The organism is Microvirga calopogonii (assembly GCF_003347665.1).
GTDB classification, from domain to species: domain Bacteria; phylum Pseudomonadota; class Alphaproteobacteria; order Rhizobiales; family Beijerinckiaceae; genus Microvirga; species Microvirga calopogonii.
Genome location: NZ_QDGA01000015.1, coordinates 86,146 through 112,304, shown reverse-complemented (window position 1 = coordinate 112,304; position 26,159 = coordinate 86,146). Strand labels below are relative to the sequence as shown.

Annotated in this window: 20 protein-coding genes; 9 read left to right on the top strand and 11 right to left on the bottom strand. The window is 63.0% G+C overall.

The genetic code is table 11. The features are described 5' to 3' along the window. The 3 genes from scpA to DDF70_RS14385 all read right to left on the bottom strand — a co-directional run. The coding region (scpA, locus tag DDF70_RS14405) for a methylmalonyl-CoA mutase (protein ID WP_114945549.1) at positions 1-1,739 on the bottom strand (1,739 nt) is incomplete at its 3' end. A 340-nt stretch (positions 1,740-2,079) separates the two neighbouring features. Further along, positions 2,080-4,107, bottom strand: coding sequence for a methylmalonyl-CoA mutase family protein (locus DDF70_RS14400; protein ID WP_114945548.1), 2,028 nt, complete (start codon positions 4,105-4,107; stop codon positions 2,080-2,082). A gap of 909 nt (positions 4,108-5,016) precedes the next feature. Continuing rightward, entirely contained in the window at positions 5,017-5,397 is a 381-nt protein-coding gene (locus tag DDF70_RS14385) for a DUF2267 domain-containing protein (protein ID WP_114945545.1), read from the bottom strand. Positions 5,398-5,628: 231 nt separating this feature from the next. On the opposite strand from DDF70_RS14385, the gene DDF70_RS14380 reads away from it, so the two are divergent. The 3 genes from DDF70_RS14380 (at position 5,629) to DDF70_RS14370 (ending at position 9,118) form a co-directional block, all read left to right on the top strand. Next, the gene (locus DDF70_RS14380; RefSeq protein ID WP_114945544.1) at positions 5,629-7,167 is read left to right on the top strand and encodes a helicase HerA-like domain-containing protein; all 1,539 of its coding nucleotides are present in this window, start codon (positions 5,629-5,631) and stop codon (positions 7,165-7,167) included. Positions 7,168-7,185: 18 nt separating this feature from the next. Next, entirely contained in the window at positions 7,186-7,656 is a 471-nt protein-coding gene (locus DDF70_RS14375; RefSeq protein ID WP_245435493.1) for a GNAT family N-acetyltransferase, read from the top strand. 79 nt (positions 7,657-7,735) lie between these two features. Further along, positions 7,736-9,118, top strand: a complete 1,383-nt coding sequence (locus DDF70_RS14370; protein WP_114945542.1) for a M20/M25/M40 family metallo-hydrolase — start codon at positions 7,736-7,738, stop codon at positions 9,116-9,118. A 124-nt stretch (positions 9,119-9,242) separates the two neighbouring features. On the opposite strand, the gene DDF70_RS14365 is transcribed toward DDF70_RS14370, so the two are convergent. Further along, the gene (locus tag DDF70_RS14365; protein ID WP_114945541.1) at positions 9,243-9,917 is read right to left on the bottom strand and encodes a haloacid dehalogenase type II; all 675 of its coding nucleotides are present in this window, start codon (positions 9,915-9,917) and stop codon (positions 9,243-9,245) included. Positions 9,918-10,084: 167 nt separating this feature from the next. Between DDF70_RS14365 and DDF70_RS14360 the strand changes: the two genes are divergently transcribed. The 4 genes from DDF70_RS14360 to DDF70_RS14345 all read left to right on the top strand — a co-directional run bounded on the left by DDF70_RS14360 (position 10,085) and on the right by DDF70_RS14345 (position 14,656). Beyond that, the gene (locus DDF70_RS14360; protein WP_170316075.1) at positions 10,085-10,960 is read left to right on the top strand and encodes a branched-chain amino acid aminotransferase; all 876 of its coding nucleotides are present in this window, start codon (positions 10,085-10,087) and stop codon (positions 10,958-10,960) included. 109 nt (positions 10,961-11,069) lie between these two features. Then, on the top strand, positions 11,070-12,416 hold the full coding sequence (locus DDF70_RS14355) for an esterase-like activity of phytase family protein (protein WP_114945539.1): 1,347 nt from the start codon (positions 11,070-11,072) through the stop codon (positions 12,414-12,416). A gap of 286 nt (positions 12,417-12,702) precedes the next feature. Beyond that, positions 12,703-13,422, top strand: coding sequence for a DUF1194 domain-containing protein (locus DDF70_RS14350; RefSeq protein ID WP_114945538.1), 720 nt, complete (start codon positions 12,703-12,705; stop codon positions 13,420-13,422). Between the two features lie 55 nt (positions 13,423-13,477). Then, entirely contained in the window at positions 13,478-14,656 is a 1,179-nt protein-coding gene (locus DDF70_RS14345; protein WP_114945537.1) for an adenylate/guanylate cyclase domain-containing protein, read from the top strand. On the opposite strand, the gene murJ is transcribed toward DDF70_RS14345, so the two are convergent. Together murJ and DDF70_RS14335 are read right to left on the bottom strand one after the other, a co-directional pair. Beyond that, the gene (gene murJ, locus DDF70_RS14340) at positions 14,637-16,163 is read right to left on the bottom strand and encodes a murein biosynthesis integral membrane protein MurJ (RefSeq protein ID WP_114945536.1); all 1,527 of its coding nucleotides are present in this window, start codon (positions 16,161-16,163) and stop codon (positions 14,637-14,639) included. The genes DDF70_RS14345 and murJ overlap by 20 nt on opposite strands. A gap of 5 nt (positions 16,164-16,168) precedes the next feature. Beyond that, positions 16,169-17,155, bottom strand: a complete 987-nt coding sequence (locus DDF70_RS14335; protein WP_114945535.1) for a glycosyltransferase family 2 protein — start codon at positions 17,153-17,155, stop codon at positions 16,169-16,171. A gap of 96 nt (positions 17,156-17,251) precedes the next feature. Between DDF70_RS14335 and DDF70_RS14330 the strand changes: the two genes are divergently transcribed. Further along, positions 17,252-18,103 (top strand): ChbG/HpnK family deacetylase, encoded by an 852-nt coding sequence (locus DDF70_RS14330; protein WP_114945534.1) that lies wholly within the window; start codon positions 17,252-17,254, stop codon positions 18,101-18,103. A 4-nt stretch (positions 18,104-18,107) separates the two neighbouring features. Here the strand turns inward: DDF70_RS14330 and DDF70_RS14325 are convergent, their stop codons facing one another. Then, positions 18,108-18,587 carry a DUF2938 domain-containing protein gene (locus DDF70_RS14325; protein WP_114945533.1) on the bottom strand — a complete coding sequence of 160 codons (480 nt, stop codon included), beginning with the start codon at positions 18,585-18,587 and terminating at the stop codon, positions 18,108-18,110. Between the two features lie 71 nt (positions 18,588-18,658). Beyond that, positions 18,659-19,258, bottom strand: a complete 600-nt coding sequence (locus DDF70_RS14320; protein ID WP_114945532.1) for a superoxide dismutase — start codon at positions 19,256-19,258, stop codon at positions 18,659-18,661. Between the two features lie 412 nt (positions 19,259-19,670). Here DDF70_RS14320 and DDF70_RS14315 point away from each other — a divergent pair, with 412 nt between their 5' ends. Beyond that, positions 19,671-20,624: a hypothetical protein gene (locus DDF70_RS14315; RefSeq protein ID WP_114945531.1), complete on the top strand. Its 954-nt coding sequence runs from the start codon at positions 19,671-19,673 to the stop codon at positions 20,622-20,624. Here the strand turns inward: DDF70_RS14315 and DDF70_RS14310 are convergent. From DDF70_RS14310 to DDF70_RS14300, 3 genes are all read right to left on the bottom strand, one after another. After that, positions 20,617-21,171 (bottom strand): hydrolase, encoded by a 555-nt coding sequence (locus tag DDF70_RS14310; RefSeq protein WP_114945530.1) that lies wholly within the window; start codon positions 21,169-21,171, stop codon positions 20,617-20,619. The two genes, DDF70_RS14315 and DDF70_RS14310, sit on opposite strands and share 8 nt — an antisense overlap. A 5-nt stretch (positions 21,172-21,176) precedes the next feature. Next, entirely contained in the window at positions 21,177-23,558 is a 2,382-nt protein-coding gene (locus DDF70_RS14305) for a PAS domain-containing protein (RefSeq protein ID WP_114945529.1), read from the bottom strand. 88 nt (positions 23,559-23,646) lie between these two features. Further along, the gene (locus DDF70_RS14300) at positions 23,647-25,758 is read right to left on the bottom strand and encodes a S9 family peptidase (protein WP_114945559.1); all 2,112 of its coding nucleotides are present in this window, start codon (positions 25,756-25,758) and stop codon (positions 23,647-23,649) included. Positions 25,759-26,159 lie beyond the last annotated feature (401 nt).

Here is a 26,159-nt window from a genome sequence, read left to right as displayed (position 1 = left end):
TCGTCGTGCTCGAACTGGTCCACCAGTTGGCGGACTTTCTCCACGGCTGGCGACGCCATGCCGACCTCCCGCTTGTAAACGCCCGAGATCGCCTTGATCTCGGCGCGGTGACGGCCCCAGACCTTCTCCAGCGCGTCGGAAATCTCGCCCACGGTGGCCTTGGCCCGCGCCGCCTTCACGGCGAGGTCGAGCAGGTTGCCGTCGCCGGACGCGGCGACCGTGGAGAGGGCGGCCAGCGCCGCGTCCACGTCGGCCTGGTTGCGGTCGGCCTTCAGGCGCTTGAGCTTCTCGATCTGGCTCGCGCGCACGGCGGCGTTGTCGACCTTCAGGATGTCGATGGATGCTTCGTCCGTCGACTTGAAGCTGTTCACGCCGATGATCTTCTGGTGACCGGAATCGATGCGCGCCTGCGTGCGTGCGGCAGCCTCCTCGATCTTCAGTTTCGGAATGCCGGCCTCGATGGCCTTCGCCATGCCGCCGAGTTCCTCGACCTCCTGAATGTGCGCCCAGGCCTTCTGCGCCAGCTCGTAGGTGAGCCGCTCGACATAATACGAGCCACCCCACGGATCGATGATGCGCGTGGTACCGCTCTCCTGCTGCAGGAAAAGCTGCGTGTTGCGGGCGATGCGGGCGGAGAAATCGGTGGGCAGCGCCAGCGCTTCGTCGAGCGCATTGGTATGCAACGACTGCGTATGGCCTTGGGTCGCCGCCATCGCCTCGATGCAGGTGCGGGTGACGTTGTTGAACACGTCCTGCGCCGTGAGGGACCAGCCGGAGGTCTGCGAGTGCGTGCGCAACGGCAGCGACTTCTCGCTCTGCGGGTTGAAGCCCTTCACGAGCTTCGCCCAGATGAGGCGCGCGGCGCGCATCTTGGCCACTTCCATGAAGAAGTTCATGCCCACGGCCCAGAAGAACGACAGGCGTGGCGCGAATTGGTCGATCGTGAGCCCGGCCGCAATGCCCGCGCGGATGTACTCGACGCCGTCGGCGAGCGTATAGGCGAGCTCCAGGTCCTGCGTCGCGCCGGCCTCTTGCATGTGGTAGCCGGAGATCGAGATCGAGTTGAACTTCGGCATGTTCGCCGAGGTATAGCCGAAGATGTCCGAGATGATGCGCATCGACCCTTTGGGCGGGTAGATGTAGGTGTTGCGCACCATGAACTCTTTCAGGATGTCGTTCTGGATCGTGCCGGAGAGCTTTTGCGGCGGCACGCCCTGTTCTTCCGCTGCCACGATGTAGAGCGCGAGAACGGGCAGCACCGCGCCGTTCATGGTCATCGACACGCTCATCTGATCGAGCGGGATGCCTGCGAAGAGCGTGCGCATGTCGTAGATGGAATCGATGGCGACGCCCGCCATGCCCACGTCGCCGGCCACGCGCGGATGATCGGAATCGTAGCCGCGATGAGTCGCGAGATCGAAGGCGACCGACAGGCCCTTCTGGCCGGCCGCAAGGTTGCGGCGGTAGAAGGCGTTGGAATCCTCGGCCGTGGAGAAGCCCGCATATTGGCGCACGGTCCAGGGCTGGTTGACGTACATGGTCGGGTACGGGCCGCGCAGGAACGGCGCGACGCCCGGCCAGGTGTCGAGGAAATCGAGCCCGGCGCGGTCCTCAGGCCCATAGGCTCCCTTGACCGCGATGCCCTCCGGCGTGAGCCAGGGCTCCGAAGCAGCCTGGGAGGAGGACGCCAGGGGAGCGTCGGAGAAAGCGACGCTCGAAAAGTCCGGGATGCTGGTCATGGCCTGGAAACGGATGCCCTTGACGGATGAAACACTATGAACGGCTCATTTTAGGGCATCCGGCCTCGGGATGCCATCGGCGCATGGTCGGAGAAGGAGGGTCTAGCCTCCCCTCGTCATCACCGGCCTTGCGCCGGTGATCTCGATTGGAGAAGCGCGACGCTTCAAGTGACCGGGATGGCCAGCACAAGGCCGGCCATGACGTGGTGGGTGTCATCCCCGGCGGCCGAAAGGCCGGGAAAGGGGATCCAAGATCGAGCGAGCTGCTATGGATCCCCTTCGCTGACGCTCCGGCCGGGAACGACATTGCGACGCGTTACTCCCATTAAGCCTTGGACGATTAGGAACAAGCCTCGTCCAGAGCCTGGGTCAAAACCTTGAGCGTGTCGCACCCGGCATAGATGAAAGTGTCGATGCCTGCGCGGGTCAGTTGGTCCTGGCGCTCACCCGGCCGTCCTGCGAGGTAGATGAGGGACGATCCGGCGGAGCGCAGGGCCTGTGCCGCCTCTTCCGCGTGTTTTTCATAGATCTCATCCGTCGAGCAGATGCAGGACAGTTTGGCTTTGCTGTCGCGATAGGCCTGTCGAAGCGCGTCATTGTCCGAAAAACCGTCGTTCGTGACCGCTTCTAGTCCGCCCGCCTCGAAGAAATTCTTCGCGAAGGTGGCGCGAGCCGTGAAGGCCGAGATCGGCCCGAGATTGGCGAGGAAGACTTTCGGCCGCTCCCCCGTCTTCGCAAGATAGGCATCCGACCGGTCGCGCAGGCGCTCGAAAGGCTCGGCCGTCCGAACCGAAGGCAGGGGCGCAATGGCGACGGGCGAGGGGCCGGAGGCCGTGCCGACCAGTCGCGGCAGGGTCGCCCCCTGTCCGGCCATCTGAACGAGGGACGAGAAGGCGGTTTCAGTCGGCGCGAGCTGCTCTCCTCCCCCTTGTGGGGAGAAGTGGGAGGCAGGGGTGCCGGCGCTTTGCTGGTCCAGTTCAGAGCTCACACCCCCACCCTTAGTCCCTTCCCACAAGGGGGAGGGAAAGAGCACGGTCACATCCGCCTCATGGATGTTCGGGAACTCGCTCGTGCCGGTGATCGGTTCCTTGCGTGTGGCGACGGCTTGTTCCCGCTGAGCCCGGACAGTGGTGATCCGGGCCTGGAGCCTGTCGGCTTTGAGGCTGTCCAGAATGCCGCCCTCGCGCTCGATCTCCTGGAAAAGTCCCCAGGCTTTCTCGCACAGGGCATCGGTGAGCGCCTCGAACCCACCCGCGCCCGCCGCCGGATCGATCACGCGGGACAGGTTCGATTCATCGAGCAGGATTGCTTGCGTGTTGCGGGCGACGCGGCGGGCGAAGGCATCCGGAAGACCCAGGGCGGCCGTGAAGGGCAGCACCGTGACAGAGTCCGCTCCGCCGATCCCGGCCGAGAAGGCAGCCACAGTCGTGCGCAGCATGTTTACCCACGGGTCGCGCCGGGTGGTCATGCGCCAGGCGGTCTCCGCATGAAGGCGGATCGGCCGAGGGTCCAGGCCGCAGGCCTGTTCCACCCGTGCCCAGAGGCGGCGCAGCGCCCGCAGCTTCGCCACGGTAAGGAATTCGTCCGCATCGGCGACGAGGAGGAAGGAGAGCGCCCGTCGGGCGGCATCGGGCGAATGACCCTGCGTCTCCAGGGCGCGCATGGTGCCGACCCCCGTCGCCAGCACGGCCGCGAGCTCCTGCGCCTCGCTGGCTCCCGCCTCGTGGTAGACGCGTCCATCAGCCAGGAAGGCACGGCCGGCGAAGCCTTGCTCCGTCAGGTGGCCGAGCGTGTCGCCCATCCGCCCGGCCATGGTGCCCCAGGAGGCGGACATCCGCCCCTGCGCCGCCATGGCTCCGATGGGGTCGAGGCCCAGATCGAGGGAGAGGTCGGCAAGCTTGTGGCCACGTCGCGCAGCCAGGGCGAGGACCAGAGCCGCCATCTGGCGGCCGTGCCCGCCGGCATCGATACGCAGGTGAATGAGGTCGAGCATGACGCCCGACAACGCCCGGTCGAGATCGTCGAGGGAGCCGATCTGCACGCCGAAGCCCCGCGCGGCCGGAGCCTTCTGGGCCACCAGGGTCAGGGCATCGGCGCCGCCTTCGAGATCGAGGAGGGCGAGTTCGTTGGCTCTCTCGGGATCGGGATGGTCGATGCGCTGCGACACCAGCCAGCGGCCCGCCTGCTCGCGCGCGATCGGGGTGGATCCTTCCGCCTTGGGATAGAGCGGCTGGATGTCGATCCCGTCATGGCTGCGAGAGACGAGTTTCTTCCGAAAGTCCGCGCCCTTCAGCACGCCCTCGACCAGCTTGAGCCATTGCTCGCGGGTGGCCTGCGGAAAATCGGCCGCGAGAGAGAGATCGTCCATGGGTATCCTCGTCCGAAGGGGCTCATCGGTTGCGCCGGACAATACCGGGACGAGGCAGGGGTGGGAATGCCCCAAAGGGCGGGATTGCGCGGGCATGCCGCCGTTCCTCCCCAACTCTCCGCCCTCTGCCGTCATGGCCGTCCCCGGACTCGATCCGGGGATCAGTCCCCGCCATCCACGTCTGCGGGCGCTCCCACCGCCTTCATCCTCAGAGTCTGGCTCGTAAAGCACTGGGAACTCTCCTCCCCCTTGTGGGGAGGAGTTGGAGGTGGGGGTGTCGGCGCCACGCTGGTCCAGTTCAGCGCCGACACCCCCACCCTAACCCTCCCCACAAGGGGGAGGGGATACCCGCGCCACTTGATGAGCCAGCCTCTCAGGATGAGCGTTGGAAGGGGCGGAGATGAGCGCTCCTCTTGCAATCTCTCCCCCGTCATGGCCGGCCTTGTGCCGGCCATCCCGATCACTTGAAGCGTCGCGCTTCTCCAATCGAGATCACCGGCACAAGGCCGGTGATGACGGGGAGGAGGTGCCAGGTCGATGTTATGTTCTCATTTTGTTCTTGACAAGCTTCCTAAGCTCGGCTATATCGTTCCCTATTCCCGCCCGCCGAGGGGCGCGCTCGCGAGGCGTCGCAAGAACGGGGTGGGAAGCGGTCCGGTCGCAGGCCTCGCAAACCTGTGACCGGAGGCCCTTGGTGCCTGTGGGCTGCCAAGTCGAAACGCCTAAAAGAACCGCGTGCAAGACGCCGTCCGGCTCTTCCACTCTCACAGACATAGCGAGCCGGAGGTCCTGGCACCCTCCCTCGATCCCTGCAGGCTCGCAGCGCAAGCTGCGGGCCCACAGGTGCTGGCTCTTTGACACGAATGGATCGAGATCACCGGGACACGCCCGGTGATGACGAGCTTAGGACTAGACGAACTGGGACAGGCCGGGGATCGATCCCATGATGGTGCCCATCGTGTCCTCACCGGCCTTCTCGCGGCCATAGGCGAAGAGTTCCTTTCCGAGGGGCTGCATCTGGCCCATGGAGACGCCGATGCCCATGAGCTGGCCGCCCAGCGCCATGACGCCGCCGCCCATGGAGCCCACCATCCCCATGAGGCCGCCGCTTGCGCCGGTCTTGGACTGCTCGATGGCGTCCTGGGCACCCGGCAGGGTTTCGATCAGCTGGTTGACCTCCGCCTGCGGACCCTCCTTCTGGAGATAGCCCAGAATGAGCCCGATGGCCTTGTGGGCGGTCGCCTGATCGAGGCCGGTCTTCTGCGTCACGCGGGCGATGAGTTCTTCCATCTGATTCTCCTGAGGCTTCGGAAAGCGGATAGTTCATAAGTAAACTATTAAATCAAGAAACCTGACAGTGGAAACTCGTCACGGGACATCTAAGATCCTAGCGCATCGTGCGGAAAAGTGGATCCGGTTTTCCGCCCTGAAAGATGCGCCGCTTAAGGGATTGAGCCTCGGATTAGTCCCAAAAGTGCATTCCACTTTTGGGTCCGAGACTTTGGACTTTGGAGAGATACGATGCTCGAAGACGGAAAGATCTTCATCGGTAAAAGCACCAAGCCGGAATATCTGGATCTGAGGCTTGCCAACCGCCATGGCCTGGTGACGGGTGCCACGGGCACGGGCAAGACCGTCTCGCTTCAGGTGCTGGCGGAGGGGTTCTCCAATGCGGGCGTCCCTGTCTTCGCCGCCGACATCAAAGGCGATCTCTCCGGCATGGCGGCTCCCGGGAGCGGAAAGGAACCCCTGGTCAAGCGCGCCAAGGAAATCGGCATCGAGTACGTGCCGGACAAGTTCCCGGTGGTGTTCTGGGACCTGTTCGGAGAGCAGGGCCATCGCGTACGGGCGACGATCTCCGAAATGGGGCCGCTGCTCCTCTCCCGCCTGCTCGATCTCAACGATACCCAGGAGGGCGTCCTCAACATCGCGTTCCGCATCGCCGACGAGCAGGGATTGCTGCTGCTCGACCTGAAGGATCTGCGTGCGCTGCTGCAGCTCATCTCCGACAACGCCGGTGAACTCACCACCACCTACGGCAATGTGTCGAAGGCCACCATCGGGACGATCCAGCGGCAGCTTCTCGTTCTCGAAAATCAGCAGGGTGACGAATTTCTCGGCGAGCCGGCCCTCGACATCAAGGACCTGATGCGCACGGATCGCGACGGGCGCGGCGTCGTGAACATTCTGGCCGCCGACAAGCTCATGAGCAATCCGCGCCTCTACGCCACATTCCTTCTCTGGCTGATGTCCGAACTGTTCGAGGAGCTGCCGGAGGTGGGCGATCTCGACCAGCCCAAGATGGTCTTCTTCTTCGACGAGGCGCATCTTCTTTTCAACGATGCTCCCAAGGCGCTCGTCGAGACGGTGGAGCGAGTCGTTCGGCTCATCCGCTCGAAAGGAATCGGCGTCTATTTCATCACGCAGAACCCGGTCGACGTGCCGGAGAGCGTCTTGGCGCAGCTCGGCAACCGGGTGCAGCATGCGCTGCGCGCCTATACGCCGCGTGAGCAGAAGGCGGTGCGCGTCGCGGCGCAGACCTTCCGCCAGAACCCCGCGTTCGATACGGAGAAGGCCATCACCGAACTCGGCGTCGGCGAAGCCCTGGTCTCGACCCTGGAAGGCAAGGGAGCGCCATCCATGGTGGAGCGCACGCTGATCGCGCCGCCCATGGCGCAGGTCGGGCCGATCGGTGCCGCCGAGCGCCAGCAGATCGTGGCGGCCAGCGTTCTCAAGGGCAAGTACGACCAGCCGGTCGATCCGGAATCCGCCTACGAGATGCTCGCCAAGCGCGCCGAGCAGGCCGCCGCCGATGCCAAGGCTGCGGAAGGGGGAGGCGGCATTCTGGACATGCTCGGCGGCCTCTTCGGGACGACGGGGCAGCGCAAGGGTTCGATGACCATGACGCAGCGGGTGACCCGCGAAGTCACGCGCACGGTCGTCAACCAGACGGTGGGAAGCCTCGCGGCCGAGATCGGAAAATCCATCGGTGGGCGACAAGGCAGTTCCATCGGCCGCGCCATCGTGCGTGGAACCCTGGGCGGATTGTTGAAGCGATAGTGCTGGCAGGCGCCTCGCTTGGCATCGACAATGCATCATATCCGCCTCGCACAGCTTGACGATCTTGCCGCCGTCGAAGCGATCGTCCACGCCGCCTATTCGCCTTACATACCGCTCATCGGGCAAAGGCCTGGGCCGATGCTGGACGATTATGCCGCACTCATCGCGAAGGGTTGCGTCCACGTGCTCGTAGCCGAGAACGAGGTGGCTGGGATCCTCGTTCTCGTGCCGGATGACGGAGCCATGCTTCTCGACAATGTCGCCGTTCATCCGGATCGGCACGGACGCGGCTATGGGCGTGCGCTGATCGCCTTCGCGGAAAGGCTCGCCCGCGAGCGTGGCTTCAAAGCCATCCGGCTCTATACGAACGAGGCTATGAGCGAGAACATCCGTCTCTATGAGCGCCTGGGATTCGTCGAGACCCATCGCGCCGAGGAGAAGGGGTTCCGTCGCGTTTACATGACGAAGCTGATGAGCTCCATGCCCTGAGACGAAACCTCATACTTGCGATGTCCTGGGCGATGGGGGTACGTCTTGGGACGACCCTTTCACAAGGCAGATGTTCTCCATGTCCCAGCTCGACCAAGTTCTCTCCAAAATCGATTCCGATCTCGACACCTCCCTGGAGCGGCTGTTCCAATGGTTGAAGGTTCCCTCCATCTCCACCGATCCGGCCTATAAGGATCACTGCCGCACAGCCGGGCAATGGCTCGTGGACGAGCTGAAGGGCATCGGCGTCGAGGCGTCCTTGCGCGAAACGGGCGGTCACCCCGTGGTGCTCGGTCATGCGAATGGCGAAGCGAAGCTGCATGTACTCTTCTACGGCCATTACGACGTGCAGCCGGTCGATCCGCTGGAGCAGTGGGAGAGGCCGCCCTTCGAGCCGCGCATCATCACGCTGCCGGACGGCCGCAAGGCCATCAGCGCCCGCGGCTCCTCCGACGACAAGGGGCAAGTGCTGACCTTCGTGGAAGCCTGCCGCGCCTGGAAGGCCGTGACGGGCTCGCTGCCGATCACCATCACGTTCCTCGTCGAGGGCGCGGAAGAAGATGGCTCCAAGTTCCTGCCCGAGTTCATCGAAGCCAACAAGGCCGAGCTGAAGGCCGACGTTGCCCTCGTCTGCGACACGGGCATGTGGGATCAGGATACGCCTGCCATCACGTCCTCCCTGCGCGGCATGGTCTATGAGGAAGTGATCGTGCGCTGCGCGGACCGCGACCTGCATTCCGGCACCTTCGGTGGCGCGGCGCGCAATCCGATCCATGTGCTGTCGAAGATCATCGCGGCGATCCACGACGACAACGGCCGCATCACGATCCCGGATTTCTACGAGGGCGTGCCGGAAACGCCGACGCAGCTTCTGGAGCAGTGGAAGGGCCTCAATCTTACCGAGGAGGAGTTCCTCGGCCAGGTCGGCCTGAAGCACTCGGCCGGCGAGAAGGGGCGCATGCTCATCGAGCAGATCCAGTCGCGCCCCACCTGCGACGTGAACGGCATCATCGGCGGCTACACGGGCGAGGGCACCAAGACCGTGATCGCAGCCGAGGCGCGCTGCAAGGTGTCCTTCCGTCTTGTGGGCGATCAGGACCCGGCGAAAATCTCCGAGAACTTCCAGGCCTTCGTGCGCGAGCGCATCCCGGCCGATTGCTCGGTGGAGTTCATCAAGCACAAGGGCTCGCGCGCCCTGGCGCTTCCGCACGATTTCCCGGCGATCACCGCGGCGAAATCGGCCCTGCACGACGAATGGAAGAAGGATCCCATCGTCATCGGCATGGGCGGCTCGATCCCGGTCGGCGGCGACTTCAAGCGCACGCTGGGCCTCGACACCCTCTTCGTCGGCTTCGGCCTCGACGACGACCGCATCCACTCGCCGAACGAGAAATACGACCTGAAGAGCTTCCACAAAGGCACCCGCTCCTGGGCTCGGATCCTGGCAGCTCTGGCGAAGTAAATCGTCCCAAAGCCCTGCATTCACCTCTTCGTCATGCCCGGCCTCGTGCCGGGCATCCACGTCTTAAGAGAGCAGCGGATCGATAAAACGTGGATGGCCGGGACAAGCCCGGCCATGACGGCGCCTAATCAAGCTCGCCCAGAGACCCGATCACCGCGCTCGGGGCAAGCTCCAGGTATTCATCCGGCAAACCGAGCCGGTTCACCCAGACGGGCGTGAAGCCGAACGCTGCGGCGCCTGCGATGTCCCAGCGGTTCGAGGAGACGAAGACGACTTCGCTGGCCGTGACGGGCAGAGCGCGAAGAACAAGCTCGTAGGTGTGCGGGTCCGTCTTGAACACCTGTGCCGCATCGACGGACAGGATCACATCGAGATCATCGGCAAGACCTGCCGACTCCACGGCCGCATTCAGCATGGCCGGATCGCCGTTCGACAGGATGCCTGTTGTCAGTCCGCGCTGCTTCAAGGCACGCAACGTCTCTCGAACCTCCGGATAGGCATCCAGGCTGCGATACGCTTCCAGCAGGAGCGGCCTGATCGAAGTATCCACGTCCGGAAACCGGGCGAACGCATAGTCGAGCGCTTTCTCGGTGAGAGTCCAGAAGGGCTCGTAGCGACCGGCGAGCGACAGGACCCAGGAGTATTCGAGCTGCTTCGCGCGCCAGACCTCCGAGAAGCGTCCCGCATCCGGCCCAATCTCAGCCGTATGACGGGCGACGGCCGAGTGCACGTCGAACAATGTTCCATAGGCGTCGAAGATGACGGTTTTTGCACGGGCAGGGATAATCGGCGAGGACATGGCCCAAGGGTCTCATTGGCGTCGAAGGATGGCAATCCGACCAATGATCAGCTCGCCGCATGGAACCCATCACAAGACTTTATGTCCCAATGACCGAAGGGACGATTGACGGTTGGGGCCGCAAGGGATTCGATACGGCAGTCATTCTGACCCAAAGGATTGAGAAAGTGGCTTGGTATTCGCAGACCTGGAACTGGTTCAACGGCGCATGGCACGAGGGCAATCCGCCCCTGATCGGGCCGCGCTCCCACGTCTCCTGGCTCGGCTCCTCCGTGTTCGACGGCGCACGCGTGTTCGAGGGCGTCGCGCCGGATCTCGATCGGCATTGCGAGCGGGTGAACCGCTCGGCGCCCACCATCGGGCTGAAGCCAACCATGGAAGCCCAAGCCATCATGGATCTCGTCCGCGAGGGCGTGAAGAAGTTCGCGCCGGGGACCGCGCTATACGTGAAGCCCATGTATTGGGGCGAGGCCGAGGGCCTGGCGACCATCGCGCCGGATCCGGAATCGACCCAGTTCTGCCTCTCGCTCTTCGAGGCGCCGATGCCGGTGCCGGGCGGCCTGTCCGTCATGAAGTCGAGCTTCCGCCGCCCGACCCTCGAATCCATGCCGACCGACGCGAAGGCGGGCGCGCTCTATCCCAACAATGCCCGCGTGCTTCGCGAGGCGAAGGAGAAGGGCTTCGACAACGCGCTCGTCTGCGACGCCCTCGGCAACGTGGCCGAGACCGGCACGTCCAACGTGTTCATGGCCAAGGACGGCGTGGTCTATACGCCTTACCCGAACGGCACGTTCCTGAACGGAATCACCCGCCAGCGCGTGATCCAGCTCTTGCGCGACGACGGCACCACCGTGGTCGAGGGAACGCTGCGCTACGAGGACTTCGCCACGGCGGATGAGATCTTCATCTCTGGCAATTACTCCAAGGTGATGCCGGTGCTGCGCATCGATGGCCGCGATCTCCAGCCCGGCCCGTTCTATCGGCTGGCGCGCGAGCTCTACTGGGCCTTCGCGCACGATAAGGGACTTCACAAGGCCGCTTGATCACTGCGGTTTTTCGCGGCGTCATAGACCTGTCGTCGATCTGTTAACGGACGGACATGGGGCTCCTGCAAGAGCAATCTCGCTTGAACAAGCAAACGAGGTTTTCACCATGTCCGTCCGTCTTCTCGCAGCGCTGCCGCTGACCGTGCTGCTCGGCACAAGCGCCCTGGCGCAGCAGCAATTTCCGGCCGTATTGACAGGCCACGCCGTTCTACCCGCCCTGAGCTTCGTCGATGCTCCCGCGGATGCCCCGGCCGATCTGAGGGTTTCCGGCAAGTTCACGACCGGCAAGCGCATCGAAGCGCTCGGAACCGTCGAGGGCACCTCCGGCGACCGCCCGACCGGCGTGAAGCTGCCCTTCCGCGGCCAGCCGCTCCAGGGCCATTCCGGCATCAAGTCCATGGGTGACGGCACCTTCTGGGTCATCACGGACAACGGCTTCGGGTCCAAGGCCACGTCGCCGGATTCGATGCTTTATCTCAACCGCCATCGCATCGACTGGAACAAGGGTTCGGTCGAGCGGCTTGAGACGGTGTTCCTGCACGATTCGGACAAGAAAGTCCCGTTCCGCATTGCCAATGAGGCGACCGAGAAGCGCTATCTGACGGGTTCCGATTTCGACATCGAGAGCTTCCAGCCCATCGGTGACAAGCTCTGGATCGCCGACGAATTCGGCCCCTACCTGATCAAGGCCGACCGCACCGGCAAGGTCGAGGCCGTCTACGAGACGCTGATCGACGGCAAGCCCGCCCGCTCGCCCGATCATTATGCGGTGACGACGCCTGCGGCTCCCAACGGCCCCGTCAACTTCAACGTGCGCCGTTCCAAGGGTTACGAGGGCATGGCCGCCTCCAAGGACGGCAAATTCCTCTACGCGCTTCTCGAAGGACCCGTCTGGGATGCCGAGAAGAAGCAGTGGGAGACCATCGACGGGCGGGAGTACCTGCGCATCCTCGAATTCGATGTGGCGGGCGAGAAGTGGACCGGCCGCCATTGGAAATACGTTCTCGACCAGAACGGCCTCGCCATCGGCGACTTCAACATGATCGACGGCACCACGGGTCTCGTGATCGAGCGCGACAACGGCGAGGGCACAGCTGACAAGGCCTGCCCGCAGGGCGAGAAGCGCCCGGACTGCTTTCAGGATCCCGCGAAGTTCAAGCGCATCGTGAAGATCGAGCTGTCGGATGCTAATGTGGGCAACCCGGTCCGCAAGATCGGCTATGTCGATCTCATGCAGATCGCAGATCCGAACAAGAAGGCGAAGAAGCCCCTCAACGACAATGTGCTGACCTTCCCGTTCTTCACCATCGAGAACGTGGACGTGGTCGACGAGCGTCACATCATCGTCGGCAACGACAACAATCTGCCCTTCTCCTCGAGCCGTGAGCCCAACAAGCAGGACGACAACGAGTTCGTTCTGCTCGATGTAGCGGACCTGCTGAAGGCGAAGTGATCCACGTCTCCGTTGTCATTCCCCGTCATTGAGGGGACAGGGAACAACATCCACCACGTCATCACCGGCCTCGTGCCGGTGATCTCGATCGGAAAGGTGCGGCGCTTCACAGCATCGGGATGGCCGGCACAAGGCCGGCCATGACGTGACGAGTGTCATCCCCGGCGGCCGTGGGCTGGGAATGACAGTGTCGACCTCCCAACAAACTTGTGATCGTCCCGACCGCCTTCTCGCCTTTCGAATGCCCTACATGGCTCCAGCATCGCGCTCAACGCCGGAGCCCTCGATGCGATCTGTTCTGACGAGTCTTGTTGCACTCCTTCTCCTGACCGCCCAGGCACCGGCCGAATCCGTCGATCTGGAGCTGGTCTTCGCAGCCGATGGATCGGGCTCCATCGACGATGCCGAGCTGCGGCTCCAGCGGCAGGGCTGGGCCGAGGCGCTCACGAGCGCCGATGTGCTCAACGGCATCAAGGACGGACCTATCGGGGCCATTGCGGTGGCCTTCATGGAATGGGGCGGACCGAGTTCACAGGTGCTGATCGTCGACTGGCATGTGATCCGCGACGAGGTGAGCGCGAAGGTGTTCGCCGATAAGCTCACGAGCGCGCCGCGGGGCGCTTATGGCTACAATTCCATCTCCAACGCCATCGACTTCTCCGTTCGTCTTGTCGAGACCAATACCCATGAGGGCACGCGCAAGGTCATCGATGTGTCGGGCGACGGCCCGAATATGAACGGCCGGTCCCTGGAGCAGGCGAGGGCGGATGCTCTCGCCAAAGGTTTCACCATCAACGCTCTGGCGATCCGCCGCCCGGGCAGCAGCCGCCCGGGCGGGCCTGGGGGGATGTCGCTGGAGGAATATTACGGCCAGAGCGTCATCGGCGGACCGGGCTCCTTCGTCGAGATCGCCGATGAAACACGGCCATTCGCCGTGGCTGCCCGTCGCAAGCTCCTGACGGAGATCGCCGGGAGGGGCGCAGCCTCGCGCCACGCCAGTCGGTGACGTCGGCGTTTTAGGGCTTGAAGACACTCCTGAACGGAGTGCTAGACTCACCTTCATGGCGAATCTCGAAGAATGGATCATCGAACAGGGCCTGCGGGGAACCGATGTCGGTTCCCTGCTCTCGGGTTTCGCCGAGCGCTTGGTGGCCGAGGGGATGCCGCTGGTCCGCGCCTACCTCGCACTGCCGACAGTCAATCCGACCATCCGGGTCTACACGCATGTCTGGACCCGTTCAGCCGGCCCGATGGTCGAGGGCGTCTCCCACGAGCGCAATGTCGTTGCGTTCGACAGAAGCCCCTTCAACCACATGATGCAAACCGAGCAGACGGGCTGCTACTGGCTGGTCGACGATCCGGAGACCCGGCAGTTCGATGTATTCGAGGATGTGAGGCACGAGGGCGGAACGGATTATCTGGCGCGTCTCTTCAGCTTCAATAATGCCAGCGCGCCGGACTTGCGAGGTATTGGCATCTCTTTCTCGAGCAACCGCCCCGAAGGCTTCCGGCCGGAGGAAATCGCCCGAATCGATGGGCTTCTGCCTCTGCTGAGTCTAGCGGCCTATCGCATGACGCTTTTCGACCTCACGGTCGCGATGCTCGACACCTATGTGGGTCTCTCTGCCGGCCGAAGGGTTCTGAGCGGCGAGATCAGGCGCGGGTTCGGTACGACCATCACGGCGGCGCTCCTCTTCGCGGATCTGCGCGGCTTCACCGCCTTGGCCGATGCGGCCGGACCGGACCTGATCGCCCGACTGGACAGGCACCTCGAAGCCATGGCGGATCCCGTGGCCGAGCAGGGCGGCGAGGTGCTCAAATTCATGGGCGACGGCGTTTTGGCAGCCTTCCCGATCACGGAGGAGCGCTCGCGCGAGCAGGCCTGTGCCGCCGCCATTCGTGCGGCACAAGCCGCACTCGAGCGCAATGACGCGGTCAACCGGTTCCACGCCAACGAGACTCCGCTCAGCCTCGACATCGCGCTTCATTGCGGGGACGTATTCTATGGAAATATCGGGGCTGCCGGCCGTCTGGACTTCACGGTGATCGGGCCCGCCGTCAATGAACTCAGCCGCATGGAGGCGCTCTGCAACAGCCTCGGCTGTTCCGTGATCCTGTCCGGCAGCGTCACGTCCGCGAGTCCCGTTCCCGTGCGCTCTCTCGGCCGTCACCGGCTGCGAGGCATCGCGGCAGAACGGGAGCTGTTCACCATCGCGTCCGTCAGCGTCTGGACAGCCTGACGCCCAGCACCTTGAGGCCAGCCAGGAGCACGGCGCCATAGATTAGGGCCCCAGCCGCGCCGAGCAATGCAACGAGGGCTTCGTTCCGCCAAGCCGGGAGCCGAGCCGTCCATGCTGCGATGGGCGCGGGTGCGAACCAGGCGAAGAGGGCGAGGAGGAGGCCGGCTGCGGCGATGGCGAGGCATGTCCTGCCCAGCGTCGCGCTCGGAGCCGTCCAGCCGCGACGATAGGCCAGGATGAAGAGCAGCCCCAGATTGACCCAAACGCCAATCGCCGTGCCCAGGGCCAATCCGACGACGCCGTAGCTCTGCATGAGCATGATCTTAACGATGACATTGACGCCGACGGCCGTCAGGGAGGCGATCAGCGGCGTGGCGGTGTCGGAGCGGGCGTAGAAGCTTGAGACAGCCGAGCGGATCAGCACGGCGGCGGGCAGACCCAGGCCGTACGCCGCCAGGACGGCGCCCGCCCGCTGGGCTGCTGCGGCATCGAAGGCCCCGCGCTGGAACAGGGCGGACATAATGAGCTCCGGCATGACCATGAAGGCCACCAGAAAAGGGGCCGCGAGCGCGAGCGTCAGGCCCACCGTCCGGTTCTGCGCCGCATAGGCTCCCGGCTCGTCACCGGCCGCGACGCGGCGGCTCATCTCGGGCAGCAGCACGGTGCCGGCGGCGATGCCGATCACGCCGAGGGGCAGCTGGTAGAGCCGGTCCGCATAATAGAGCGAGGAAACCGCGCCGGTCGGAAGAAAAGATGCAATGATCGTGTCGGCGAAGATGGCGAGCTGGACTCCGGCAGATCCGATGACGGCCGGTCCGAGGGCCTTGAAGAAGGTCTTCATCGGAGCGTCGATGCGGGGACGCTCCAGCCCGGGAGCGGAAGCGATCTTCCGCGCATCCCACCAGACCATGATGAGCTGCAGCGCGCCGGAAATCGTCACGCCCCAGGCGGCCGCATAGCCGGCATTGGGAAACAGGAAGACGACGGCAAGGGCCACGATCATGGCGACGTTGAGCAGGATCGGAGCCGCTGCGGCCGCCCAAAACCGGTCATGGGCATTCAGGATGCCCGAATAGATCGTCACGATGGTGATGAAGAGCAGGTAAGGAAAGGTGATCCGCGTCAGCGTCACCGCGAGGTCGAACTTGGCCGGATCGTCCGAAAACCCGGGGGCGAGCAGGGTCACGACCCACGGCATGGCCAGGAAGGCCACTGCGAGGAGCGCGAGCTGCACGACCAGCATCAGGGTCGTGATGCGACTCGCGAAGGAATGGGCGGACCGCTCGCCTTCCGTTTCGAGAACCTGCGCATAGGCCGGCAGGAAGGCATTATTGAAGGCGCCTTCGCCGAAGATGGCCCGGAAATGGTTGGGGATGCGGAATGCAACGAAGAACGCGTCGGCGATGGGCCCGACGCCCATTACGGCCGCCAGCACCACGTCGCGGATGAAGCCGGTCAGCCGCGAGACCAGCGTCCAGCCGCCGACGGAGAGAATCTTGCGGAACATCGCTGTCAGGCCCGGCGCAGGGGATAGGTTTCCGGAACGATGCTGCTCGAGACCTCCGCGGCGCCGCCGATCCGCTCCGCAACCACGTAAAGCGGCCGCCGCTTCACCTCGGCGAAGATGCGGCCGACATATTCACCGACGATGCCGAGCGACATGAGCTGAATGCCGGAAAAGAACATGATCGAGACGATCAGGCTCGGGAAGCCGGGAAGATCTGTGCCGAACAGAAGCGTGCGGATCATGAAGAACACCGCTGTGGCAATCGACAGGATCGAGATCAGAAAGCCGATATAGGTCCAGATCCGCAGCGGAACCGTGGAGAAGGCGGCGATACCGTCGAAGGCGAAGCGGAAGAGCTTCCTGAAGCTCCACTTGGAGGTGCCGAATCGCCGCTCCTCCACCACGAAGGGAACTCCGGTCCCCTTGAAGCCGATCCAGGCATAGAGGCCTTTGGAAAACCGGGCCTTTTCGCCCAGGGTCCTCAGGACCTCCACGCCCTTGCGGTCGATCAGGCGGAAGTCGCCCGCGCCTTCGGGCAAGGCGATTTCACCGAAGCGGGCGAAGAGCTGATAGAACAGATGGGCGAAGCCACGCTTGACCCGGGTCTCGTCGGACCTGTCCGTACGCTGGCCGTAGACCATCAGGTAGCCTTCCCGCCAACGTTCGACGAAGGTCTCGATCATCTCCGGCGGGTGCTGCAGGTCGGCATCCATGATCACCACCGCATCGCCCTGGGCGTGGTCGAGGCCGGCCGCGATGGCGATTTCCTTGCCGAAATTGCGGCTGAAGGAGACGGCGCCGACACGCGGCTCGGTGCGGCTGACCTCCCTGATCTTGTCCAGGGTATCGTCCCGGCTGCCGTCATCGACGAAAACCACCTCCCACACGGATGTGATCCGGTTGAGGATGGGAAGCAGGCGCTCGCACAGAGGCGCGATGTTCGCGCTCTCGTTGTGCACGGGGATGATGACACTGAGCTGAGGCGACGCCACTGAGAAAACCCTTGATGATCGGGCTGCATCAAGAGCCGAGTTTGCGTCTTTGCTCAAGAGCATTAGGGTGCGGCAAAGCCGATTTTAAGGACATTCATGAGCTCCTACCGTTCCGTTATCCTTTGCGCCGACGACTTCGGCATTGCCGACGGGGTCAGCCGGGGCATCGTGGAACTGGCGGAGATGGGCCGTCTGTCCGCGACCGGGGCCATGACCAACATGCCGGGCTGGCGCCGGGCGGCGGCGAGCCTGACGCCCGTTCGCGAGCGGATCGCCGTAGGGTTGCACCTCAACCTCACAACGGGCTCGCCTCTGGGGCCCATGCCGGTTCTGGCCCCGTCAGGGAAATTTCCCCCCTTGAAGGAATTGCTGCCGAAGGCCCTGAAACGGCAATGGCCTGCCGCCGAAATCAGCGAGGAAATCGGCCGCCAGATCGATGCCTTCGAGGAGGTCTTCGGTGCGGCTCCGGCCTTCGTGGACGGGCACCAGCACGTCCACGTCCTTCCAGTGATCAGGCCGGCCTTGATCGCGGACCTGAAGGCGAGGGGCTATGCGGGGCGCGTCTGGCTGCGCGATCCCTCGGATAGGGTCACGGCGATCCTGCGCCGCCCGATCGGGCGCACCAAGGCTCTGATCGTCAACTCCCTCGCCCGCGGCTTCGCCCGAAGCGTCCATGCGGCGGGCTTCCCGACCAACAAGGGATTCTCAGGTTTCGCCCCGCTCGACCTGTCGGTTCCGGCCGCCCGCATCTTCGAGGAGGCGTTCTCGAAACTCGGGCCCCACCCCCTCGTCATGTGCCATCCTGGCTATGTGGACGACGAGTTGAGGTCCATGGATCCCGCGCTGGAAAGCAGGGTGGAAGAGCTGAACTATCTGAAATCCGACGCTTTTCGTGAATTGCTGGAGCAGCGTGGATTGCGGCTCGTTTCGCATTTCGAGGACGTCTGAAGGCTTAGCGAATGAGAAGAGCGCTCGCGTAAAGGCCCAGTCCAAACACGACGTGACCGGCGATATTGAGAGCCCTGATCTGATTGGCATTGGGCCGCTTCGAAGCGGCAACACCTGCACCCATGCCGGGCTGGAGCAGGAACCAGCCCGCCCCGACCGTGACCAGGCCGACGATGAGGGCTGGCATCAGGGTCGGCTGCCGAGACCAATCGGAGGGCGCGAGGGCAAGCAGGATGGCCGCAAACAGGATCCCGACGGCGTAATGGCCGATCCAGCCTACTGCCTTTTCATGAGCAAACGGACGCGCTGTCGCGATGTCCTCATGATAGACTGTACCGTAGGCAAGATGACAGAACCAGCGGCCGACCGGGCCCCAGTTCGCGCCCGGCAGCCCGAAAGCGTGTTTCAGGAACAATCCCCACAGGTCGAAGACCGCCGTTGCACCAATGCCTATCAGGATGGAGCGGTACAGGAACTCGATCACGGGTTTGTCTCCATGGGGTACGACATGAAACGAGCCTCCGAAGAGGCTCGTTTGACGTATCGTTGTTCTGATTACTTGGTCGCGTTCTCGAACATCTCCTCGACGTGCTCCCAGTTTACGAGATTGTCGAGGAAGGCCTTGAGATAGTCGGGACGGCGGTTGCGGTAATCGATGTAGTAGGAGTGTTCCCATACGTCGCAGCCGAGGATCGGCTGGGCGCCGTGCACGAGCGGGTTCTCGCCGTTCGGGGTCTTCATGACGGTGATCTTGCCGTCCTTCACGGCAAGCCATGCCCAGCCGGAGCCGAACTGGCCGACGCCGGCCTGGATGAAGTCTTCCTTCATCTTGTCGACTGAGCCGATGTCCTCGATGATCTTCTTCTCGAGCTTGCCCGGAAGGGCGCCGCCGCCGTTGGGCTTCATCCACAGCCAGAAGTGGATGTGATTGTAGTGCTGGCCGGCATTGTTGAAGAGGGCCTGATTCTTGCCGTAGGAGCCCTTCACGACCTCCTCGACGCTCTTGCCCTCGAATTCGGTGCCTTTCAGCAGGTTGTTGCCGGTGTTGACGTAAGCAGCATGGTGCTTGTCGTGGTGAAACTCCAGGGTTTCCTTCGACATGTAGGGCTGCAGGGCATCATAGGCATAAGGCAGTTCGGGCAGGGTGAACGACATCGGCGTCTCCTTTGGATTGAGCGACCCAGGACATAGGACCAAAAAGTGGTCCCCACTTTCAAGCCCGATGTCCCTCGTTTGACTGCGCATCGCCCGACGCGGAAAACCGGGGCCACTTTTCGCTACGCGGCCCTTCGGGTCCACACGATGCGCCTGGGGCTTAGTTAAAGCGCCACATGCCCGAGAGCAACGGCCAAGCTCCGGACTTTTTTCTGGTCAAGCTTCCCAGGCGGTTGTCTTTTGCCTATAGAAGCATAGCTTTGCCTTGATTGTCTTGGCGCGTCGTGCGGGAAAATAGATCCGGATTTCCGCGGAAACGATGCGTCGCTGATGGGAGAGAGCATCGGATCGACCCTGAAAGTGGGACCACTTTTTGGGCCGGTGCTCTAGGTTTGCGTATGATGGAGACGGCATGATCATCGCTCTTCTGGCCCTCGCTCTTGCGATGATCGTTGGTGGGCTTTTCGCAGCTTTCTTTGGATGGGATATCGTTCTGGTCGAACGCGGCTGGACGATGGTGATCGCCGGCAGCATCACGGCCGCCAGCGGTGCGCTTCTGCTCGGCATCGCCGCCGCCGTTTCCAAGCTGTCGAAGATCGAGGCCCGGCTGTCGCAATTCCAGGGACGCTTCGACGAGGAAGCTGTCCTCGGAGAACCGAAACTCTCGAAAGCGCCCTCACTGGCAGCGCTTTCCGGTGGCGTCGTAGCCGGCAATGCGGCCGCCGACGCCGATGAGGAGGTCGAGCGCGCCGACGAGAGGCAGGCTATCCTTCCGCTCTTCGAGGGCGAGGATCGGCCGGACACCGTCAAGGATGACGTTAAGGTCGCCGAATGGCCGGAGGAGCCACGGGCTTCCGAGCCGGTCGTGCCGTTCCCGCCCAGGACGATCTTGTCTCCGGCACCGATCCGCACGGAAGACGAGCCGGACATGAAGGTACCGGATTTCCTCTTGGCCGAGCGGGCGCGCGACGAGGATGAAGAGCCGCGTGTCTTGGATGGCGCCGATCTTTATCACCGCGACCTGGGCGAGGCCGAGCCTGCGACACGTGATCTCGACGCGCGTGACGAATCTCGGGAGCCTGCCGCCGAGACCGTTTCGGAGATTGAGCCGGAGGTCGAGCGCGCACCTGAGATTTCACCGGATGTCGAAGAGGAGGCCGAAGAGGAGCGCGAAACGGCTCCCGACGCGTCTCATCCCGCCGTGGTCGTCGGCACCTATAATTCCGGCGACAACAAATACGTGATGTTCTCGGACGGCTCGATCGAGGCTCAGACCCCCAGCGGCGTGTTCCGCTTCCAGTCCCTGGACGAGTTGAAGACGTTCATTGCCGCAGGCGGCGAGGGAGGCTCGCCCTCTTCTACCTGAACAGGGGAGCCAGCGCACGGAAGTCCTCCGTAGCCGCTTCGCCCATCCATTCGAAGGCCACCATCTCCGTAGTCACCCATTGGCAGCCTGCGTGAAGCAGGCGAGCGCAGGCGGCATTGACGCTATGGCTCGAGCGGCTCGATACCGCGTCCGCCACCACGAAGACCTCGAGCCCGGACGCCTTGAATTCCAGAGCGCTCTGCAGCACGCAGATATGCGCTTCGGTTCCGCAGATCACGAGCTGGCTCCGCCCGCTGCCGCGCAGGTCGGCGACCCGCTCCGCAATCCTCGGGTCGCGGGCGGCCGAGAAGGTGGTCTTGGCCAGAGTGACGGCTTGCGCCGCCAAAGCTTCCTGCACGGGCTGTACAGTCGCACCAAGCCCCTTGGGATACTGCTCCGTCACCGTGATAGGGACGCCGAGCCTGTCGGCAGCCGCCAGCAGGAGGCGCACATTTCGGAGGACGTTCTCGCCTTCGTGAATGGCTGGCATGAGGCGCGCCTGAAGGTCGACAACGAAGAGGTGGGAGCGTTGTGCGTCGAGCAGCATGGAGCCTACCGGTCCGGATTGAACGTGGGGGGAGCGGTCGGAATTGGAAGCTGCATCGAGAAGCGCAAACCTTCCGGCGGAAACTCCATGGAGACTTCGGCCTGAAGCTGCGCGGACAACACCCGTTGCAGCAGGCGGGTGCCGAAGCCCTGGCGGGTGGGTGTGCCGACCCTTGGGCCGCCACGCTCCACCCAGGAGAAATGCAGCATCGGGCGTTCGCCGTTGAAGATCTCCCATCGGACCTCGACCTGACCGCCGAAGGTGGACAGCGCTCCGTGCTTGGCCGCATTCGTGGTCAGCTCATGGATCGCCATGCCGATCGGAACGGCCGCTTCCGAAGGCAGTTCGAGCGGGGGGCCGATCATGGTGATGCGGTTCCTGGCCTCATCCTCGTAGGGCCCGAGTTCCGTCTGGAGCAGTTCCTCCAGGGCTGCCTTCTGCCACAGATCCTCGGTGAGGAGGTTGTGGGTGCGCGCCAGGGAGACGATGCGACCGACGAAGCCCTGGTAGAATTCGTCGATGCTCGAAGCGGTGCGGGCGGTGGAGCCGACGATGGCCTGGACGGTGGCGAGGGTATTCTTGACCCTGTGGTGCAGCTCCCGGATCAGAAGGTTCTGGCGGTTCTCAGCCTCTTTGTAATGTGTGATGTCGATGTTGACGCCGACCATGCGCAGCGGGGACCCATCTTCCTGATAGAAGAACAACGCGATGGTCTGCATCGTACGGAGCCCGTCGGGGCGCCGAATCCGGAAGATGAAGTCGATGTCCTTGTCATGGCGGGCCATTGCGTCGCCGATGACTTTGAGGGCGTAGTCCCGGTCCTCCGGGATGATGCCATCCGCCCAGTCGGACGAAGATCCCTTGAACGATCCGGGCTCCAGGCCGAAAAGGCGCTCCTGTTCCGCCGTCCAGGTGACTGTGTCGGTCGGAACATGCCAATCGAAGACGCCGATTCCCGCCGCACTCTGGGCGAGAGACAGCCGCTCCTCGCTCGTGCGCAACGCCTCTTCCGTCATTTTCAAGTCATGGATGTCGACGCTTGTGCCGACCCATCCTTTGAATTCTCCCGTGGCGGCATTGTGGACCGGAGCCGCTCGAATGATATGCCAACGATACTCGCCGTTCGCGGAACGATAGCGGGCCTCCGTCATATAGGTGGTTTCGCCGGCTATGACGGGCTTGATTTCTTCTGTCATCTTGGCCCAGTCGTCCGGATGAATGGCGGCCGTCCAGCTGTGCCCGAGAGCCTCCCTCGGCGGAAGTCCCGAGTACGTGACCCAACGTTCGTTCGTGTAGGTCAATTCCAGGTTCGGCTTGATGATCCAAACGAGAGCGGGGAGGGATTCCGCGATGAGCTGGAAGATTGCTTCCGTTTCGCGAAGCTTCGTCTCGGCCCGGATCTTTTCGATTGCCAGCCAAGTGCGCTCAGCCACATCCTCGACAAGGGAGATCTCGTCGCTCGTCCAGTCTCTAGGTGCCGAGGAATAGACGTAGAACTCGGCAATGAAGCGTCCGTTCTTGTGAATGGGGGCGGCGAAGCCCGAACGCACATTGATGGTGCTGTAGAAGGCCTGGACGGCCGGATCTGCGAGGCGCGGATCGGTTCTCACATCGTTGATGATGGCAGGTTGCCCACTCTTCAACGCCTCTATGACTGGGTTGGCATGCTGGTCGATCCTCTCGACCTTGCCCTCATTGCTGATGAGCCCCCGCGACCATTCCCGTTCGACGATGATGACACCGCGGTCTTCGTAGACCTCGCCATAGCCTGCGGTATCCACCTTCAGGAAGTTGCTCACATTGCGAGTAGCGATCTCCATGACCCCGTAAGGATCGTCGATATTGCTGAGCTGATCGTTGAGCTTGAGGAGGAACTCCTGGCGCCGCTGGGCCTGATCCATTTCCTCCCTGATCTTTTGTCGCTCCCTAATGTCCTGCATCACGCCTGCGAAGCGTACAGGTTCGTTCTCCTCGTAGATGATGCCGCCACGCACGTGAACATGGCCGATGCTTCCGTCGGGCTTCAGAATGCGATGCTCGATATTGAAGTCGGTCTTGGTACGTAGCGCGTAGGCAATCGCTTGGTTGATGCGCGTGAGGTCCGCCGGGTGGAATATGGCCTGCAACTCGGCATAGGTCAGCGTGGCGTCCTGCCGAAGCCCGAGATACTCCTTGAAGACCGCCGTGCCGATGACCTCGTCGGTCCTCAGGTCTCGTTCCCATGCGCCGAGCCGACCGATGTCGAGCGCGATCCTCAGCTTGAAATTGCTGGTGCGGAGGGATGCCTCTGCTTGAGCCAAGCGCGCTTCCAGCTCGGCAATGCGCTCCTTCTCGTCCTCCTGAGAGGCGATTTTGTCCTCGACCAGTAAACTGCCGCGCTTGGTCATCGATCTGTACTCTCGGCCTCTTTGCAGGTCCTGAGGCACGCTACAGCGGCGTTCCTCAAGACGTTACGTTTTGACATAGCGCATCAGGTCAGTTCTGAAACCCTTCGAGGCAACGAACGGCGAATGTGTAGGCCAAGGCGACTTCCTCAAGCCGGTCGAAGCGGCCCGCAGCGCCGCCATGACCCGCATCCATGTTGAGCTTGAGGACGACCGGGCCGCCGCCCGTCATCGTCGACCGCAGCTTGGCGACCCATTTCGCGGGCTCCCAATAGGTCACGCGCGGATCCGTGAGGCCGGCGAGAGCCAAGATCGCCGGGTAGGCCTGCGGCTTCACATTGTCGTAGGGCGAATAGGACAGGATCGTCCGGAAGGCGGCCTCGTCCGCAGCCGGGTTTCCCCATTCCGGCCATTCAGGCGGGGTGAGGGGGAGTTCGCTGTCGAGCATGGTGTTGAGCACGTCGACGAAGGGAACCTCTGCAATGATACCCGCGAAGAGTTCCGGGGCCAGGTTGGCGACCGCTCCCATGAGCATGCCGCCTGCGCTGCCGCCATGAGCCACGATCCGCCCGCGGGAGGTATAGCCAGCCTGGATGAGAGCCTCGCCGCAGGCGACGAAATCCGTGAACGTGTTCGTCTTCTTCTCGCGCTTGCCGTCCATGTACCAGCGCCAGCCTTTTTCCGTGCCGCCGCGGATATGGGCGATGGCATAGACGAAGCCTCGGTCGACGAGGGACAGAATGCCGGTTCGGAAGCTCGCCGGCATGGACATGCCGTAGGAGCCGTATCCGTAAAGCAGGCACGGTGCAGAGCCATCGAGCGCAACCTCGCGCCGATGCACGAGCGAGATGGGAACCCGCTCACCGTCGGGAGCCGCGGCAAAAAGGCGGCGCGTCACGTAATCGGCCGGGTTGTGGCCGCTGGGCACTTCCTGCCGCTTACGCAGCGTGCGCTCTCCGGTGCGCAGATGATAGTCGATCACCTCGCTCGGTGTGGTCATCGACGAGTAATGGTAGCGGATGACGTCCGTGTCGAATTCATATCCGGCCGAGAAGCCGAGTGAATACGCCTCCTCCTCGAATGCGACGGTCTCTTCCCGTCCGGTGGCGAATTCCCGCAGCACGATGCGCGGATTTGCATTCTCACGTTCGAGGCGCACGAGATAGCGGGCGAGCGCGACGACGGACAGGATCATCGTGCCGGGTTTATAGGCAACCAGATCGTTCCACTGCGCGCGGCCGGGCGTTGCGACGGGCGCCGTGACGATCTTGAAATCCTCGGAGCCGTCGGCATTCGTGAGGATGATCAGATCGTCGCCGTGATGCTCCACGTCGTATTTCAGTTGAGGCGTGCGCGGCTCGACGATCCGTGGCGTTGCCGCGGCATCGGTTCGGTCGAGCAGCCAGATTTCGGAAGTTTCGTGATCGCTCGCCTCGATGAGAACGAAGGCGTTCGACTGCGTGACGCCGAGCTTCACGAAGAAGCCTGGGTCCTTCTCCTCATAGACGACTTGATCCCGGTCGGTGCCTGAGCCGAGAAGATGGCGTTTGACCCGCACCGGGCGGTGGTTCTCATCGAGCTCGACATAATAGAAGCCGGAGGAATCGTTAAGCCAGACGGCGCCGCCCGATGTCTGAGAAACCTCGTCGGGAAGATCCGCGCCGCTCTGGAGATCCCGAATGCGGATGGTGAAGTATTCAGAGCCCTTGATATCCGCACCCCAGGCCAGCAGCCGGTGATCGGGAGAATGATCCGCGCCGCCGAGATCAAAGAAGGGATGCCCCTCCGCCACCTTGTCGCCATCGAGCATGATCGTTTCAGACCCGCCGTCGCGGGGTTGACGGCAGACCAGGGGATGTTGGCCGCCTTCCCGGTAGCGGGTGAAGTACGCAAAGGGGCCGTCGGGTTCAGGAACGGAAGGATCGTCCTCCTTGATGCGACCACGCATCTCGGCCACGAGACGGGACTGGAACTCCTCCGTTCCGGAGAATGCCGCCGCAGCGTAGGCGTTCTCCTGCTCGAGGACGGCACGGATGGAAGTATCGAGGACGGACGGATCCTTGAGGACTTCCTTCCAGTTTTCAGCCTTCAGCCATGCATAATCGTCCTGAACCTGAATTCCATGAACTTGGAAGACATGAGGTTTGGCGGGAATCGAGGGAGCGGCAGGCAAAGGGGCAACAGGAAGGCGCTGAATATTCATGAAACTGTCCGGCCAGAGGATCAAGAAGTGGGATTATGCACAGATAACGGGGATTTCCCATGACGGGTCCAGATTGGGACCTATCGGCGTCGATCGTGCAGAAAAAGGCCTTCTTAGTTACTTCTTCGGGTCGAAGCGATGAATTTTACGTGATGAACGCCTTACCTGTGGTCAATGGGACCAACTGTTCAAGGTAGGTTTATTGCATAGTGATAGTTGATACGAAGTTTTCCAAAGTTTTCCTTTTGCACATCTTGCAATGCGGCTCAATTTGCCATACTTGGGAAAACGAGCACGGTTTCTGTGCAAGTAGGGTGCGGCTCAAGCAAGAAGCAAGCATTGCTTCAGACAAGAATGCTCAAACTTAGGTTGAAATGCTTTTTTGAGCCATTCTAAAGAGC